A 15,164-nucleotide genomic window follows, 5' to 3' on the forward strand; every position below is an offset into this window, starting at 1 on the left:
CGGCGGGCGAACAAGAAGAACTTTAGCCTGCGACCTGCCGGAAAGCGAAATCCGGGGTCCGGGCGCGAAGGACGCTCAGTCGTCGTCGCCGAGGACGGGCTCGGGGAGGGTGCCCGCGTTGTGCTCCAGCAGGCGCCAGCCGCGTACGCCCTCGCCGAGGACGGACCAGCAGCAGTTGGAGAGGCCGCCGAGACTCTCCCAGTGGTTGGCCTCCAGGCCGAGCAGACGCCCGAGGGTCGTGCGAATGGTGCCGCCGTGGCTGACCACCACGAGGGTGCCGTCCTCAGGCAGCTTCTCGGCGTGCCGCAGCACGACGGGGGCCGCGCGGTCGGCGACCTCGGTCTCCAGTTCGCCGCCGCCGCGGCGGACGGGCTCGCCGCGCTTCCACGCGGCGTACTCCTTGCCGTACCGGGCGATGATCTCCTCGTGCGTCAGGCCCTGCCAGACGCCCGCGTAGGTCTCGCGCAGGGCCTCGTCACGGGCGACCTCCAGACCGGTGAGCTCCGCGAGCTCGGCGGCCGTGTTCATGGCGCGCTGGAGGTCCGAGGAGACGATCACGTCGGGTTTCAGGGAGGCGAGCAGCCGCGCCGCGCGCCGGGCCTGGCCGACACCGGTCTCGGTGAGCTCGACGTCCGTGGAGCCCTGGAAGCGGCGCTCCACGTTCCAGGCGGTCTGCCCGTGCCGCCACAGGATGATCCGGCGGCCCCGGTCCTTCCTGTCGGTCACCTCACCCGTGGGGCTCATCACCACTCCCCGTCCAGTTCGGCCGCGTCCTCGGCGGCCTGCAGCTTGGCGTGCTCCTCGGCCTTGCCACGGGTGGCCTTGGCGTCGGCGGGCAGCTCGAGCTCGGGGCAGTCCTTCCACAGCCGCTCCAGGGCGTAGAAGACGCGCTCCTCGCTGTGCTGCACGTGGACGACGATGTCGACGTAGTCGAGCAGGACCCAACGGGCCTCGCGGTCGCCCTCACGGCGCACCGGCTTGGCGCCGAGCTCCTTCAGGAGCCGCTCCTCGATCTCGTCGACGATCGACTTGACCTGGCGGTCGTTGGGGGCGGACGCCAGCAGGAAGGCATCCGTGATCGAGAGCACATCGCTGACGTCGTAGGCGATGACGTCATGGGCGAGCTTGTCGGCGGCCGCCTGGGCGGCGGTGTTGATGAGGTCGATGGAACGGTCGGTGGCGGTCACTGCGTGGCTTTCCGTCGGCGGTCACTTGACATCAAGGGTCTCACGGACCGCCGAGGGCACCCCACGTGATTATCGGATCACGAGGGGTGCCCCGGAGCCTTCCTCAGGAGGAGGACGGCGTGTAGTTCTGGCCGAGAACCACCGAAACGCTGGCGTTGGAGCTGACCTTGCCCTTGGTGACGGAGCTGGTCGGCAGCCCCAGGGTCTTGGCGACCTCGGTGGCGTTCTCCTTGTCGGCGGCGGAGGAGTAGATCACCTTCGAGGCCGCCTGGGTGGTGGACGCCGTACCGGCCTCCAGGAAGGTGAAGCCGCCGTTGAGGAGGACCACGCGGGCCTTCTCGGTGTTGTCCTTGACGCCGGTGGCGTTCTGCACGGAGACCCGGACCGCGGAGCCGGCGTCGGGGCTCTTGGCGGTGCCGCCGAGGACGTCCTTGACCACGCTGGAGCTGGTCTGGGCGCTCAGCGTGCCGTCGGTCTGGACGGGCAGCAGGGCCGTCTTGTAGTCGCCGCCCTTGGCGAGGTCGGCAAGCTTGGCGAGGAAGGTGCCCAGGTCCTTGTCGGTCAGGGAGGGGTCGAGGATCTGCGCGAGGGTCTGCACCGTGATCGTGGCCGCCGAGGCGTCGGAGGACAACTTGCGCAGCACACCCTGCATGACCTGGCCGAACCGCTCCAGCTGGGCGTTCTGGGCCTCGCCGGAGGCTCGGTAGGTGGCGTAGGCGACGGCCATCTTGCCGCTGAGGGTCTGGTCCTTGCCCCTGTGGACGAGGGGCCCGCTGCCCTTCTTCTTCGTGGCCGGGTCGGGCACGTCGGCGTTGGTGTCGACGTCGATGTTGCCGACCAGCTCGACGAGATTCTGCAGATAGGGGGTGTCCAGGCGCCAGGTGCCCTCGATGTTGGTGCCGAGGACGGTGTCGAGCTGGTCCCGGGTCCCGGAGGAGCCGTCGTCGTCGACCGACTTGGCGAGGGTCGTGGTGCCGCCGGCGTCGTCGGTCAGGGCGAGGGAGTTGGGCAGCAGGACGGTCGTGCCCTGTTTGGTGGTGGTGTTGTCGACCAGCAGCGCGGTGGAGGTGCCGCCTTTGCCGGTGTTGTGCAGATGGACGACGATCACGTCGCGGTTCTGGGCGGCCGCGGACGTCGTCGTGCCGGACTTGGAGCCGGAGGAGGGCAGACCGGGCAGCTTCCCGGCGTACCAGAGGTAGCCGACACCGCCGACGGCGACCAGCGCAAGGACGACGGCGAGGGCGACGACCCGGCTGCGGGCGCGGCGGCGGGCCTCCTCGCGGCGCTCGGTGCGGTTCTCCGTGAACTTCAGCCAGTCGATGACGTCCTCGGAGTTGCCGTCCGGCTCCTCGACGAACGCGAACTGCTCGGTGCGGTAGTCGCGTCCACGGGCGGCCGGGGCCTGCGGTTCCGGCTCCTCGTCGGGTCCGGGCTGCTGCGGGATGTGGGCGGTCTGCCCGCCCGCCCGGGGCTGCCGGCCGGCCGCCGCGGTCTGCCCGTAGGGGTCGTACGGGGGTGCCTGGCCGGCGTCGGGGGCGCCCGTGCCGTACGGGTCGTAGGACACCGTCGGCCGCTGTCCGGTGTCGTAGGCGTCGTACGGCGGCACGGGCTGCTGCTGCCCGGTGGCGTACGGGTCGTACCCGTAGCCCTGCTGCGCGTACGTGTCGTACGTCTGCCGCGGAGCCTGCTGCGCCGGGATCTGGCGGTAGACCGGCTGCCCGTACTCGTCGTAGCCGACGAGTTCGTACTGATCGCCGCCGTATCCCGCGTCGTATCGGTCGTTCACCGGTGCCCCTCTCGGTTCACTCGCCGCGGTACAGCTCGCGCTTGTCGATATAACGCACGACCCCGTCCGGCACCATGTACCAGATGGGGTCGCCCTTGGCGACTCTCGCACGGCAGTCTGTGGAAGAGATGGCCAGCGCGGGAACCTCCACGAGCGAGACCCCGCCCTCCGGGAGTCCGGCGTCGGAGAGGTGATGCCCCGGACGGGTGACCCCGATGAAGTGCGCCAGGGAGAACAGCTCCTCGGTGTCGCGCCAGGTCAGGAGCTGTGCGAGGGCGTCCGCACCGGTGATGAAGAAGAGGTCGGTGTCGGGGTTGAGCGCACGCAGGTCGCGCAGGGTGTCCACGGTGTAGGTGGGGCCGCCCCGGTCGATGTCGATGCGGCTCACCGAGAACTGCGGGTTCTCGGCGGTCGCGATGACCGTCATCAGGTAGCGATCCTCGGCCGGGGAGACCTTGCGGTGGGTCTTCTGCCAGGGCTGGCCCGTGGGCACGAACACGACCTCGTCCAGGTGGAACTGTGCGGCGACCTCGCTGGCCGCCACGAGGTGCCCGTGGTGGATCGGGTCGAACGTACCGCCCATGACGCCGAGACGGCGCTTGCCCGTGTTCACGGAGCCGTCGCCGGGCCTGTCATCGGAGCCGTTCACCATGTCGTTCGCCATGTCGTTCGCCGGACCGGTAGGCATGTCCTGCTCTTCCATGCGTGCAGACCCTACCGGCCCGGCCCACGGGCCTCGTCCGTCAGACCCCGGGGGCGGCCCGGTGACGGGCGTCCGCGCTCAGCGGTCGCGGTTGAAGCGGGTGGTGATCCACAGCAGGAGCAGGAGGACGACGAAGGCGCCTCCGCCGGTGACGAGGGGGTTGAGGCTGTCGTGGTTGCCGCCCTCCTCGCCCTGGGCGGCGAGGGTGACCAACTGGGCAGCGGTGCTGTGGAAGCTCATCTTCGGCAGGACCTATCCGGTGTGGGCGGGATAAAGATGTCGGCTCATCGTAAGCGGGCGGCTCCACGCCCCTCGCGCCGACTCCGCCGTTGGGGACGAGCGGGGAACGTTACCCGCGGCTCAGTCGTCCTTCTGTTTGTACCCGCGCAGCAGGAACCAGGCGGTCAGTGCACAACCGAAGAACATCACGATCAGGACGATCCTGAGCAGATCGCCTGCCCCGTGCTGCTGGGCGGCGCTCGCGGCCTCGGTCAGCCAGGCGGCTGCGGGGTGGTGGTCCATGACGTGGCTCCTTCGGCTGTACTGCCCGTCCACGGTATCTCCGCCTAGGCTGGTCCCTGCCTTGGGGGCACATAGGGCACACAGACGCACATGGGGGATGACATGTCCAGCGACGGTCACGAGCAGAACGGGAACGAGCGCGTACCGAGCAGGCAGCGCCGACGCTTCCAGGGGATCTCCTCGCGTGCCTACGAGCACCCGGCCGACCGCTCCGCGCTGGTGGCGCTGAGGAAGCTGAGCGGCTTCGACACCGTCTTCAAGGCGCTCAGCGGGCTGCTGCCGGAGCGGAGCCTGCGGCTGCTGTTCCTGTCCGACTCGGTACGCGTGTCGGACCAGCAGTTCTCGCATCTGAACGACATGCTGCGGGACGCCTGTTACATCCTGGACCTGGAGAAGGTCCCGCCGATGTACGTCACGCAGGACCCGCAGCCGAACGCGATGTGCATCGGCCTGGACGAGCCGATCATCGTCGTCAGCACGGGCCTCGTCGAGCTGCTCGACGAGGAGGAGATGCGGGCGGTCGTCGGCCACGAGGTGGGGCACGCGCTGTCCGGTCACGCGGTGTACCGCACGATCCTGCTGTTCCTGACGAACCTCGCGCTCAGGATCGCCTGGATACCGATGGGCAACCTCGCGATCATGGCGATCGTGACGGCGCTGCGGGAGTGGTTCCGCAAGTCGGAGCTGTCCGCCGACCGGGCGGGGCTGCTCGTCGGCCAGGATCTGCAGGCCGCGATGCGCGGTCTGATGAAGATCGCGGGCGGCAACCATCTGCACGAGATGAACGTGGACGCATTTCTGCAGCAGGCCGAGGAGTACGAGGCGGGGGGCGACCTGCGCGACTCCGTACTGAAGATCCTCAACGTGCTGCCGCGCTCCCACCCCTTCACCGCGGTGCGGGCGGCCGAGCTGAAGAAGTGGTCCGAGACCCGCGACTACCAGCGGATCCTGGACGGGCACTACCCGCGGCGCAGCGAGGACAAGGACACCTCGGTCAGCGACTCGTTCCGTGAGTCGGCGGCGAGCTACGCCAGTGATGTGAAGAGCTCCAAGGACCCGCTGATGAAGCTGGTCAGCGATCTCGCCGGCGGGGCCGGGAACCTGGGCGGCCGGGTCAAGCGGGGCTTCGACGGCTTCTCGAGCCCGCCCCCGCCGAAGGCTCCGCCGCAGGACGAGGAGTAACCGCGGGGTCAGCCGGCCCCGGGCCGCGAAGCGCCGGCGCGCCAGGGAGGCCGACACCGCAGGGCGGGGAGGGCCCGCGACATGGGCGGGGCCGGCGCGGCCAGGACGGCTGGGCCTGGGGCAGGGTTACGGCCCCGGGACGGGTGCGGGCCTGGGGCAGAACTACGGCCGCGAGCTCAGCCGTCGGCTGACGCAGGACCCTGCACGGGCACCGGCACCCGCTCCGACACGGCCACCGCCACGACCTGGCACGGCACCGGCTTCGACCAGCCCAGCCCAGCCCAGCCCACGAGATCGTCACGTCGTCGGTTCGGCCCCCGTGGCCAGGGTTCCGCAGAGGGCCGTTGCGCTGCCCGTGGCGTAGGGGTTGGTGCCCGCCGGGCCGCCTGCCTTGGCGGTCTGGCCGGCCAGGAGCGGGTGGAGGTACTTGGTGGAGTCCCCGGCGCAGGAGAGTGGGCCCGCCTGCACATAGGAGACGACCAGCTGGGTCTGGTGCGTGCGCAGGTCGTCCCGGTCGAAGCGGAACGTCAGCTCGCGGCGGACGGTGAACAGGGACGCCAGGGCCTTGTCGTCGGCGCCGGTCGGCCGGAGCGCGTACACGAAGGTGTGGTCCGCGGTGACCTCGAGCGTGGACGAGTTGGTCTCGGCGGCCTGCAGCGTGCCCTGGACACGGATCTTGCGTGCGGCCAGCTGTGCGTGGGTGGGGTCGAAGCGAACCAGCCAGCCGGTGGGCGCGTGCCGGCCGTCCGCGGCGGGGTGTTCGAAACTCTGGTCGAACTGGTCGAGTTGGTCGGGGTCGACCAGGACGCGCGCGGGGTGGAACTGGCTGCTGTTGAGCACCTCGGGGTAGAGCGAGGAGCGGACTATGTAGTCCTTCGCCGTGCTCAGGGCGGTCACGACGTCGCTGTCCGAGAAGTGGGCGGTGCGCAGGGAGGCGGGCAGCGGAATCCCCTCGGCGCCGACGGCGTACTGCGCGGCGGGGCTGTGGCGGTACAGGTACTCGACATCGGCCGAGCCGGGCACCTTGCCCTGGGGGGACAGCGGGATGACGGTCATCCGCAGGGGCTCGACGGGCTGCCGGGCCTGCGGGGAGCTGTACGGGTGACGTACGCCCATGTAGATCGCGGTGCCGAAGGCGATGGCGATCAGCATGACGAGGATCAGCGCCTGCCGGGTCAGCCCCCGGTGCAGGGGTGGGCGACGGCGTACGGCGGGCGCGTGGTCGGCCATGCGCTCCTGCGCGGAGTACTCCTGAAGCCGGGCAGCGCGGACGAACGACTCGTCGAAGACGACGGATCGGTACTCGTCCTCGCCACCCACGGGGCCGCCCTCGGGTGTCCCCTCAGGTGGGTCTCCAGGCCCGCCCATACTTTCAGAGTAGGTCTGGAGGGGCTCGGGTAAACGCCCTGGTACACGACAAGTTCTGACAGGTTCTCACCAGGAGGACGACAGGCAGCTCAGGGCGAGCGCGGGATCGCCGAGACGGCCGGCTGGGAGGTGTCGGCGGACACGGAGGGAGCCGCCGCACTGCCTTGTTCCAGGCCGGTCGAGGCGGGGGGCGGGACCCGGTCCCGGTCGCCCGAGGAGGCGCTGCGGTAGACGGCGGCGAAGGCCAGCGCGACCATGCCGATGCCCATCACGAGGGCGAGCACCCAGGCGACGGGGCGGTGCCAGCGGACCTGCCTGCCGTACGTCCCGGGGGCGCCGTAGCCGTCGTCGAGGACCCCGGTGTCGTCCAGGTCGTCGAGGTCGCGGTCGCGGCCGAAATCGTGCGCGTCGGGGCCGTACCCGTCGTCGAAGCGTTCGCCGGCGGCGTGCGCCCGGCGGGCCTCGGCCTCGGCTCTTGCCTGGGCGGCGGCCAGGAGGCGCTCGACGGCGGTCGGCTCGTGCACCACGGCCGCGCGTACGAAGGCCTCGTCGAAGACCACGGAGGCGAACTCTTCGTCCGACACCCCGTGGTCGTGGTCGTCGTCGGGCTCCCAGCCGTCAGGGAACGGCGTGCCCCCCACGTCCTCCGGCACGGATCCAGAGTAGACCTGGGGGGTCAATTTGGGCAGACGGTATGGAAATTCATCCGTCTGGTGAGACGCCTCTCACGTGCCCGCGAGGGCGGCCTCCGTCAGCGGCGGATGTGGCCGTCGCCGGTGACGATGTACTTGGTGCTGGTCAGCTCCGGCAGGCCCATCGGGCCACGGGCGTGCAGCTTCTGCGTGGAGATGCCGATCTCCGCGCCGAAGCCGAACTGGCCTCCGTCGGTGAAGCGGGTGGAGGCGTTCACGGCCACCGTCGTGGAGTCGACCAGCTGGGTGAAGCGGCGGGCGGCCTGCTGGGAGGTGGTGACGATCGCCTCGGTGTGGCCGGAGGTCCACAGCCGGATGTGCTCGACGGCCTTGTCGAGGGAGTCGACGACGGCGGCGGCGATGTCGTACGAGAGGTACTCGGTCTCCCAGTCCTCCGGGGTCGCCTCGACCACGGTCGCCTTGGAGTCCTTGGCATACGCCAGGACGCGTTCGTCGGCGTGCACGGTCACCCCGGCCTCGGCGAGGGCGTCCAGGGCGCGCGGCAGGAACTCGGCGGCGATGTCCTGGTGGACCAGGAGGGTCTCGGCGGCGTTGCAGACGCTGACCCGCTGGGCCTTGGAGTTGATCAGGATCTCGACGGCCATGTCGATGTCGGCCTGGGCGTCGACGTAGACGTGGCAGTTGCCGGTGCCGGTCTCGATCACCGGGACGACGGACTCGGAGACGACCGTCTGGATCAGCGAGGCGCCACCGCGCGGGATCAGCACGTCGACGAGGCCGCGGGCGCGCATCAGCTCGCGCACGCTCTCGCGGCTCTCCCCCGGCACGAGCTGGACGGCGTCGGCGGGCAGCCCGGCGCCGCCCACGGCATCGCGGATCACCCGGACGAGGGCGGTGTTCGACTCGTAGGCGGAGGCCGAGCCGCGCAGCAGGACGGCGTTGCCGGACTTCAGGCACAGGGCGGCGGCGTCGACGGTGACGTTCGGTCGGGCCTCGTAGATGATGCCGACGACGCCGAGCGGGACGCGGACCTGGCGCAGGTCGATGCCGTTGGGGAGGGTGGAGCCGCGGACGACCTCGCCGACCGGGTCGGGCAGTCCCGCGACGTCCCGCACGTCGGAGGCGATGGCGCGGACCCGCTCGGGCGTGAGGGTGAGCCGGTCGACGATGGCCTCGCTGGTGCCGGCCTCCCGGGCCTTGGCGATGTCCTTGGCGTTGGCCTCGACGATCTCGCTCGTACGGACCTCCAGGGCGTCCGCGATGGCGAGCAGCGCGTCGTCCTTCACGGCACGCGGCAGCGGCGCGAGGTCGGCGGCGGCGGCCTTGGCGCGGTAGGCGGCCTGGGTGACCGGGGACATGGCGTCGTACGGCGAGAGCGTGGTCATGAGGGAAGGGTAGTGCGCCCGCCGGGGCCTGACGTCGGTTGTTCCACACCGCGAGACGGGATGAAGGGGGCAAAACGCTCGTAAGGATGCAAGACGCCCATAACGGCATGGAATGGGCACTCAAGTGAGCGAAGGGTACGCGTAAGGGATCAGAAGGGGTGAATCCCCACCGGGGTCGCGGGCGGCGGGCCGTAGCCCTCGGCGACGCGCTGGTGGTAGGTCTCGCGGTCGATGACCTCCAGGCCGACGATCTCCCAGGCGGGGAGCCCGGCGGTCTGGCGGTGCTCGCCCCACAGGCGCAGCGCGACGGCGGCCGCGTCGTGCAGGTCGCGTGCCTCTTCCCAGTAGCGGATCTCCGCGTGGTCGTTGGCGTACCGGCTGGTCAGCAGGAAGGGGTGGTCATGAGCGAGCTGTTCCAGGGCGCGCCGCAGGTCCTTCAGGGGGACTTCCTCCCCGGAGACGCTGAGGGTGACATGCCACAAGCGCGGCAGGTCCTTGGGCTCCTCGTAGGTGTCCCCGGCCGCGACGCTCGTCAGAGCACCACGGGACGCCGCCGCCCCAGGGCGCACTCGTCTCACGACGGCCTCCTTCACGCAGCGACTCGGGAACGTGTTCCTGAGAGAAAGTTGAGCAGGCCGCACGGCTCCGCGGGGCGGTTTTACGGAACGTCCCCCACCGGGGGCGGTCGTTACGCCCCGGTTTACGGGTGGAGGATCACCAGGTCGTCCCTGTGTACGACCTCGCGTTCGTACGCCGGACCCAGTTCCCGGGCCAGTTCCCGTGTCGAACGTCCGATCAGCTGGGGGATCTCCTTGGCGTCGAAGTTGACGAGCCCGCGCGCCACCGCGTGCCCTTCGGCGTCGCGCAGCTCGACCGGGTCACCGGCGCCGAACTCGCCCTCGACGGCGGCGATTCCGGCCGGCAGCAGCGACTTGCGACCCTTCACGACCGCGCGCACCGCGCCGTCGTCGAGGGTGAGGTGGCCCTGTGGGGTGGAGGCGTGCTGCAGCCACAGCAGGCGGTCGGCGGAGCGCTTGCCGGTGGGGTGGAAGCAGGTGCCGGTGTCCCCGCCGGCAAGGGCGTCGGCCGCGTGGATCGCGCTCGTGAGCACCACGGGGATGCCGGCGGCGGCCGCGATCCGGGCGGCCTCGACCTTGGTGACCATGCCGCCGGTGCCGACGCCTGCCTTGCCGGCGCTGCCGATCTCGACGTGGGCGAGGTCCTCGGGCCCCCGTACTTCCGCTATCCGAGAGGTCCCGGGCCTGCTGGGGTCGCCGTCGTACACGCCGTCGACGTCCGAGAGCAGGACCAGCAGGTCGGCGTGGACGAGGTGGGCCACGAGGGCGGCGAGGCGGTCGTTGTCGCCGAAGCGGATCTCGTCGGTGGCGACGGTGTCGTTCTCGTTCACGATCGGGAACGCGCCCATCGCGAGCAGCTTGTCGAGGGTGCGGGAGGCGTTGCGGTGGTGGGCGCGGCGGCTCATGTCGTCCGAGGTGAGCAGGACTTGGCCGACGCGGACGCCGTAGCGGGCGAAGGAGGCGGTGTAGCGGGCCACGAGCAGGCCCTGGCCGACGCTGGCGGCGGCCTGCTGGCGGGCGAGGTCCTTGGGGCGGCGGCGCAGGCCCAGCGGCGCGAGGCCCGCGGCGATGGCACCGGAGGAGACGAGGACGATCTCCTTCTCTCCCCCGCTGCGGCTCTTGGCGAGGACGTCGACGAGCGCGTCGACGCGGTCGGCGTCCAGGCCGCCCGACGCGGTGGTCAGCGACGAGGAGCCGATCTTGACGACGATCCTGCGGGCCTCGCCCACGGCCTGCCTTGCCCTTGCCACGTGCTGTCTCCACTCCCTTGCGCGTGGCAACAATCTACGCGAAGGGGACCACCGGGCCGGGAGACGGTCCAGTTCGCGGACAGAGGCAGGTCCGTCAGCAGCCTCGGACGACCGTGCGCATCGACACGAAGTTGGACTTGTACTGGTCGTGGATGCTGTTGCTCTTGAGCCGCAGCAGCGCCTCGTCGTCCTCACGCAGCGATGACACGTCGTAGTCGGGGCTGCCGGTGAACACCCACTTGGTGTCCTTCTGGCCCGCGTACGTGCCCTCGATCAGCATGTACTTCGAATGGATGAGGCCGCCGTCGTCCTGGTTCAGTTCGTAGAGCTTGATCCGGTCGTGGCCGGGCAGGGTGTCGGCGACGCCGGCGCCCAGGTGACGGTGGACGATGTCGACCCAGCAGTTCCGGTCCGCCGGTTGCCGGAGCTTCTTCGCGATCCCGGTGCGGGTGAGGTCCCACGCCCCGATGCGGATCTGGGTGCGCCCCGTGGGCGTACCGACCGACGTCCTCATCCGGGACCATCCGCTGCGCGAGCGTGCTCGTGACGGCGCTGCACCGATCAGGCAGACGCGCCGAAGCACTGAGGCTGTTCCAGACGACCCGTCACCATCTGGTCCAGGAACTCGGGTTGGAGCCGGACAGCATTCTTTGCGCCACCCATCAACGGATTCGCACCGATACACCCGAGTTCCTGAGAACCTGATACAGCACTGTCGAGCAGGCTCGCCTACGCGCCCTGGCACCGACGGCCGTGGCCGCACCCGCCGCTCAGGCTGCCACTCCGAACCCTCCGCTCGGCAGTATCCGCCGTATCTTCCTGAGCGCCCGGCGCGGGAAGGAGTTGGCGGCGGCCTCCCGGTAGCCCTCGAAGGCTCGGGCCTCGCGGGCTTCGGCGAGGTAGACGTGGTCGGGGATGCCGGCGGCCCTGGACCGGAAGTGCGGGTAGACGAGGTAGACGCGGGTGCCGCGCTTCTCCAGGACGGCTGCGGCCTGCTTCTTCGCCTTGACGAACTTCACGACGTCCAGCAGCAGTTCGGGACGCTGCGCGGCCACCAGGTGCAGACGCAGCCGCTCGTGGACCTTGAGGCGGCGGGCCACTTCGGGCGTCCAGTAGGCATCCATCAACGGCTTGGCCAGCTCGAACTTGTTCCTGCGGACCTCTTCGGCGTCCGTCAGGAACTTGGGGCCGAACTGCGGAAGCAAGGTGATCAGGAAGGGCCGGACCATGAGCGTGTCGCGCTTGGGGCCCGCGGGGACCATCTTGGCGATCAGGTTCATCAGGGCCCGCGCGGAGTCGAAGCGGAGCGTGTAGCTGCCGCTCTTCGTGACGTGCTTGCCGTCCTCGCGGCCCACCAGGTAGTAGCAGGGGTAGTCGGCGACCACGGAGACCCCGTCGGCCCGCAGATACGCCTCCATCGTGAACAGCGCGTCCTCGCCGGTCCACAGGGACTCGTCGAACCGCATCCCGTGCCGTTCGAGCAGTTCGCGGCGGAAGAGCTTCTGGGCGCTCAGGGTGAACTTGATGTTGGACGAGAAGACGTCGGTACGGTCGAGGGTCTTGCCCCACATCGACTTCGGCGGGGTCCGGTTGATCCCCTCGACCTTGCCCAGGACCACATCGGTGCCGTTCTTGTCGGCCATGGCGACCATGCGCTCCAGCGCCTCGGGGCCGAGCCGGTCGTCGGCGTCGAGGAAGAACACGTACCGCCCGGAAGCCTTGCCGAGGCCGACGTTGCGCGGCCCGCTCGGGCCGCCGGAGTTCTCCTGCCGGACCACCGTGACCGTCATGGGCGCACGGGCCGCGAACTCCTCCAGGTACTCCCCTGTGCCGTCCGTCGAACCGTCGTCGACCGCTATGACCTCGAGACGTCCCGGGTCGATGGTCTGCGCCTCGACGGACGCCAGGCACTCGACCAGGTACGGCATTGCTTCGTACGCCCCGATGATCACAGTCACATCAGGCTGCGTCACGACGGTCACGGCTCCCCCTTGCCAACGGAACATTTCCCCTGAATCGCCTTAATCGCAACTTGTTAGACGGTGAACAGGGGGAAGCGGTTGCTTCACCGCACACGTTCAGTGGCCTATGTCACATGACGAGCGGATCGACAGGGGGTCTGCGGGTGACATCGGACAGTACGGACGGCCGGTAAGAGATGCTCATCGTCAAGGCGAAACGGGAGTAAGAGGGAACGGTAAGAGACCTGAATCCGCAGGTCAGGGCGGATCCCAGCACAAAGGGGCCTGGCCCCGAGGATCGCTCCTCGGGGCCAGGCCCCTTCTTGTCGATCGGTCGGGGCGTCAGCCCGCGGTCACACCGTCCGTGTCACCCGTGGACGACAGCCGCTGTCCGGGCAGCACGTCCGCGAGTTCGATCTCGTCCGCGGTGCCGGCCGCGGCGCGGGCCTCCTGGCCCACGTTGCGGGTCTCGGCCTTGAGGGCGAGGTCCGCCACCGCCGCGTTGAACTGGTCGATGGACTTCGGCTCGTCCGGGCCCAGCAGATAGCGCTTGAGCTCCCCCCGCTCCGCCGCCAGCGGATCGGCCGAGGGGTCGCGGACCGCGTCCAGCAGTCCGCCCAGCTCGCCCGCGCCGTTGGACAGGATCACCGCGGCGCGCACGGCCGTGTTCTGCCGCTTGAACTCCTCCGCGCCCAGCTCGGCGGAGTCCGTGACGGCGTAGGGCTTGCCGCTCGCGATGAAGTCGGAGACCACGGAGGAGATGTCGGAGACCATCGCGTCGGAGACGTTGAAGCAGTCGTACAGCCGCGGCTCGGCGCCGGTGATGACCCGGTGCTCGTACGCGGGGAACGAGCGCCAGTACGCGGCGTCCCACTCGGCGCGCAGCCGGGCGATCTCCTCGTGCTTCTTGACGTCGACCATGCCGTCACGGCTGGCCTCGGCCTCGTCGCCCTTGTCGCCGCCGGTGCCGGACAGCTCGGCGATACGGGCCTCGATACGGGTCAGCTCGGCCGTGGCCCGCGCCTGGGCGGCAGCGTCGGCGGTGAACCGGGCGTCGGCGGCGCGCTCGGCGGCGGCCTTCTCGACCAGGGCCGTGATCCGCCGGTGCGCGGCGCCGGCCTCGGCGCTGACGGTGCCGGTGAAGGGGTGCGGCTTGTACAGGACGCGGACCGGCGGGTCGGCCTTCACCAGCTTCTTCACGATGTTCTCGCCGGCGAGCACGATCGAGGTGTTGCCGGGGTTGCCGTCCCAGCCCTCCCAGGTCGGCGCGTAGAGGACGGTCGGGATGCGATCGTCCGGCACGCCCTGCCACGTCTGGATCGGCGCCAGCTGCGGACGGCCGACCTCCACGATGTCGTCGTCGCGGACACCGACGTCGGCGATGGCGTAGCGGTCGCGGCCCGCGCGGCCGGCGGTCCACACCTCGTCGTACACCTTGCTGAACGGGTTGACGCTGGCCAGCTTGTCGCTGTCGCCGTGGCCGATGAAGACGTGCTTCATGGTCGGGACGCGCAGCAGGTGGATGTTCTTGCCGACGTTCGCCGCGTAGAGGGCGACGCGCACGGTGGACAGGTCCAGGTTCATCAGGTGCACGCCTCCGGGCACACAGATGACGGGGACCGTGGTCGGGGCGAGGTTGTTCAGGATGACGCGCTCGCGCAGGACGACCAGCGGGCGGGTCTCCAGCCGCTCCATCGTCTCCAGCCACATGTTGACCTGGTACGCGGAGTCCTTGGAACCGGAGAAGTAGAGCACCGTCTCCGGCTTGTAGCCGGCCAGCCAGTCGTCGACGGCGGCCAGCACCTTCTCGGCGTTCGGCGGGGTCTTGCGGCCGCGGACGTACGGCATGAGCGCGAGGACGTACAGGGAGCCCAGGGCGATCGTGATGCCGATGCCGATGAATCCGACGACGGCCGAGTCCATGACCGCCGAGACCAGCAGACCGGCGACGGCCGCGAGGTCGAGGTGGAGCATCTTCTCCGCGGAGCGGTGCAGCAGACCGCGCCTCGGGGCGTCCGGGATGCGGATGCGCGACTTCAGGTCGATGTTGCGGGTGGCGACCGGCATCCGGCGGCGGTTGCGGATCAGGGTGACCAGCGCGCCGTGCGGGGCCTGGAGGCCGTAGAACGCGATGAAGCAGGCGATGGCGCCGTAGAAGATCAGGTGGTCCGGGAGGGACAGCCGTGCCAGCAGCAGGATCAGCAGCAGCTGCCGGATCAGGAAGCGGATCGACAGGCCGGCCCGCACCTTGCTGAGGCGGTTGATCAGGTAGCTGCCCTTGCGGTGCAGATAGTGGTCCGCGAGGTATGTCACGGCGGCCGCTGCCGCGAAGGCGTAGACGCTCGGGACGAGCGCGGCCAGCATGAGCGCCGGGAAGCCCAGCAGCACGAGGGCCGCCGCGGCCAGCTCGGCCGCGCTGCCCACCCGGGCGACGCGTATGGCGGTGGATATCACGGATAACCTTTTGCTGACAAAAAGGCCGAAATAAGACCTTGCGGACAATTTGCGAAGGGTCTGTGAGCTTTACGGATTCAGGCCCCTGTGAATGCTCCGCGATCGCGTAGCCACAGAGGCCTGAATTTCAGTTGC

The 15,164-nt window shown here is 69.9% G+C and carries 16 protein-coding genes; 2 read left to right on the forward strand and 14 right to left on the reverse strand.

The window, feature by feature from the left end; translation table 11 throughout:
* Positions 1-75 precede the first annotated feature (75 nt).
* The 6 genes from N8I87_RS13600 to N8I87_RS13625 form a co-directional block, all read right to left on the reverse strand.
* Complete coding sequence (locus N8I87_RS13600; protein ID WP_263208673.1) at positions 76-744, reverse strand: histidine phosphatase family protein; 669 nt, start codon at positions 742-744, stop codon at positions 76-78.
* Positions 744-1,187, reverse strand: coding sequence for a ribosome silencing factor (gene rsfS / locus N8I87_RS13605; RefSeq protein WP_263208675.1), 444 nt, complete (start codon positions 1,185-1,187; stop codon positions 744-746). Before rsfS ends, N8I87_RS13600 begins: the two co-directional genes overlap by 1 nt.
* 103 nt (positions 1,188-1,290) lie before the next feature.
* Complete coding sequence (locus N8I87_RS13610) at positions 1,291-2,973, reverse strand: LCP family protein (protein WP_263208676.1); 1,683 nt, start codon at positions 2,971-2,973, stop codon at positions 1,291-1,293.
* A 16-nt stretch (positions 2,974-2,989) separates the two neighbouring features.
* Positions 2,990-3,676, reverse strand: coding sequence for a nicotinate-nucleotide adenylyltransferase (gene nadD / locus N8I87_RS13615; protein WP_411577225.1), 687 nt, complete (start codon positions 3,674-3,676; stop codon positions 2,990-2,992).
* Between the two features lie 78 nt (positions 3,677-3,754).
* The gene (locus N8I87_RS13620; protein WP_263208677.1) at positions 3,755-3,916 is read right to left on the reverse strand and encodes a hypothetical protein; all 162 of its coding nucleotides are present in this window, start codon (positions 3,914-3,916) and stop codon (positions 3,755-3,757) included.
* Between the two features lie 120 nt (positions 3,917-4,036).
* Positions 4,037-4,198 (reverse strand): hypothetical protein, encoded by a 162-nt coding sequence (locus N8I87_RS13625; RefSeq protein WP_263208679.1) that lies wholly within the window; start codon positions 4,196-4,198, stop codon positions 4,037-4,039.
* A 102-nt stretch (positions 4,199-4,300) separates the two neighbouring features.
* Here N8I87_RS13625 and N8I87_RS13630 point away from each other — a divergent pair, with 102 nt between their 5' ends.
* Positions 4,301-5,380, forward strand: coding sequence for a M48 family metallopeptidase (locus tag N8I87_RS13630; protein ID WP_263208680.1), 1,080 nt, complete (start codon positions 4,301-4,303; stop codon positions 5,378-5,380).
* Positions 5,381-5,677: 297 nt separating this feature from the next.
* Here N8I87_RS13630 and N8I87_RS13635 read toward each other — a convergent pair whose 3' ends face one another.
* The 6 genes from N8I87_RS13635 to N8I87_RS13660 form a co-directional block, all read right to left on the reverse strand.
* On the reverse strand, positions 5,678-6,748 hold the full coding sequence (locus N8I87_RS13635; RefSeq protein WP_263208682.1) for an SCO2583 family membrane protein: 1,071 nt from the start codon (positions 6,746-6,748) through the stop codon (positions 5,678-5,680).
* Positions 6,749-6,837: 89 nt separating this feature from the next.
* Positions 6,838-7,401 carry an SCO2584 family spore wall biosynthesis protein gene (locus N8I87_RS13640; protein ID WP_491743935.1) on the reverse strand — a complete coding sequence of 188 codons (564 nt, stop codon included), beginning with the start codon at positions 7,399-7,401 and terminating at the stop codon, positions 6,838-6,840.
* A 98-nt stretch (positions 7,402-7,499) separates the two neighbouring features.
* Positions 7,500-8,786, reverse strand: coding sequence for a glutamate-5-semialdehyde dehydrogenase (locus tag N8I87_RS13645; RefSeq protein ID WP_263208685.1), 1,287 nt, complete (start codon positions 8,784-8,786; stop codon positions 7,500-7,502).
* 149 nt (positions 8,787-8,935) lie between these two features.
* Positions 8,936-9,364, reverse strand: coding sequence for a DUF8830 family protein (locus N8I87_RS13650; RefSeq protein ID WP_263208687.1), 429 nt, complete (start codon positions 9,362-9,364; stop codon positions 8,936-8,938).
* A 122-nt stretch (positions 9,365-9,486) separates the two neighbouring features.
* The gene (gene proB / locus N8I87_RS13655; RefSeq protein ID WP_263216442.1) at positions 9,487-10,593 is read right to left on the reverse strand and encodes a glutamate 5-kinase; all 1,107 of its coding nucleotides are present in this window, start codon (positions 10,591-10,593) and stop codon (positions 9,487-9,489) included.
* A gap of 115 nt (positions 10,594-10,708) precedes the next feature.
* The gene (locus N8I87_RS13660; RefSeq protein WP_263208689.1) at positions 10,709-11,128 is read right to left on the reverse strand and encodes a phospholipase D-like domain-containing protein; all 420 of its coding nucleotides are present in this window, start codon (positions 11,126-11,128) and stop codon (positions 10,709-10,711) included.
* A 29-nt stretch (positions 11,129-11,157) separates the two neighbouring features.
* Here N8I87_RS13660 and N8I87_RS44005 point away from each other — a divergent pair, with 29 nt between their 5' ends.
* The gene (locus N8I87_RS44005) at positions 11,158-11,319 is read left to right on the forward strand and encodes an AfsR/SARP family transcriptional regulator (protein ID WP_317633558.1); all 162 of its coding nucleotides are present in this window, start codon (positions 11,158-11,160) and stop codon (positions 11,317-11,319) included.
* Between the two features lie 65 nt (positions 11,320-11,384).
* Here the strand turns inward: N8I87_RS44005 and N8I87_RS13670 are convergent, their stop codons facing one another.
* Both N8I87_RS13670 and N8I87_RS13675 read right to left on the reverse strand, forming a co-directional pair.
* On the reverse strand, positions 11,385-12,620 hold the full coding sequence (locus N8I87_RS13670) for a glycosyltransferase family 2 protein (protein WP_411577226.1): 1,236 nt from the start codon (positions 12,618-12,620) through the stop codon (positions 11,385-11,387).
* Between the two features lie 297 nt (positions 12,621-12,917).
* A complete protein-coding gene (locus N8I87_RS13675) occupies positions 12,918-14,999 on the reverse strand; it encodes a CDP-glycerol glycerophosphotransferase family protein (RefSeq protein WP_263216445.1) in 2,082 nt (693 codons plus the stop codon).
* Positions 15,000-15,164: the final 165 nt, after the last annotated feature.

The sequence above is a fragment of the Streptomyces sp. HUAS 15-9 genome (genome assembly GCF_025642155.1).
Classification (GTDB): domain Bacteria; phylum Actinomycetota; class Actinomycetes; order Streptomycetales; family Streptomycetaceae; genus Streptomyces.

Excerpts from the sequence above, each read along its gene's own strand:
- N8I87_RS13625 (WP_263208679.1), bottom strand. The coding sequence starts at position 4,198 with ATGGACCACCACCCCGCAGCCGCCTGGCTGACCGAGGCCGCGAGCGCC.
- N8I87_RS13620 (WP_263208677.1), bottom strand. The coding sequence starts at position 3,916 with ATGAGCTTCCACAGCACCGCTGCCCAGTTGGTCACCCTCGCCGCCCAG.
- N8I87_RS13600 (WP_263208673.1), bottom strand. The coding sequence starts at position 744 with ATGAGCCCCACGGGTGAGGTGACCGACAGGAAGGACCGGGGCCGCCGG.
- N8I87_RS13660 (WP_263208689.1), bottom strand. The coding sequence starts at position 11,128 with ATGAGGACGTCGGTCGGTACGCCCACGGGGCGCACCCAGATCCGCATC.
- N8I87_RS13670 (WP_411577226.1), bottom strand. The coding sequence starts at position 12,620 with ATGTTCCGTTGGCAAGGGGGAGCCGTGACCGTCGTGACGCAGCCTGAT.
- N8I87_RS13635 (WP_263208682.1), bottom strand. The coding sequence starts at position 6,748 with ATGGGCGGGCCTGGAGACCCACCTGAGGGGACACCCGAGGGCGGCCCC.
- N8I87_RS13630 (WP_263208680.1), top strand. The coding sequence starts at position 4,301 with ATGTCCAGCGACGGTCACGAGCAGAACGGGAACGAGCGCGTACCGAGC.
- N8I87_RS13645 (WP_263208685.1), bottom strand. The coding sequence starts at position 8,786 with ATGACCACGCTCTCGCCGTACGACGCCATGTCCCCGGTCACCCAGGCC.
- nadD (WP_411577225.1), bottom strand. The coding sequence starts at position 3,676 with ATGGAAGAGCAGGACATGCCTACCGGTCCGGCGAACGACATGGCGAAC.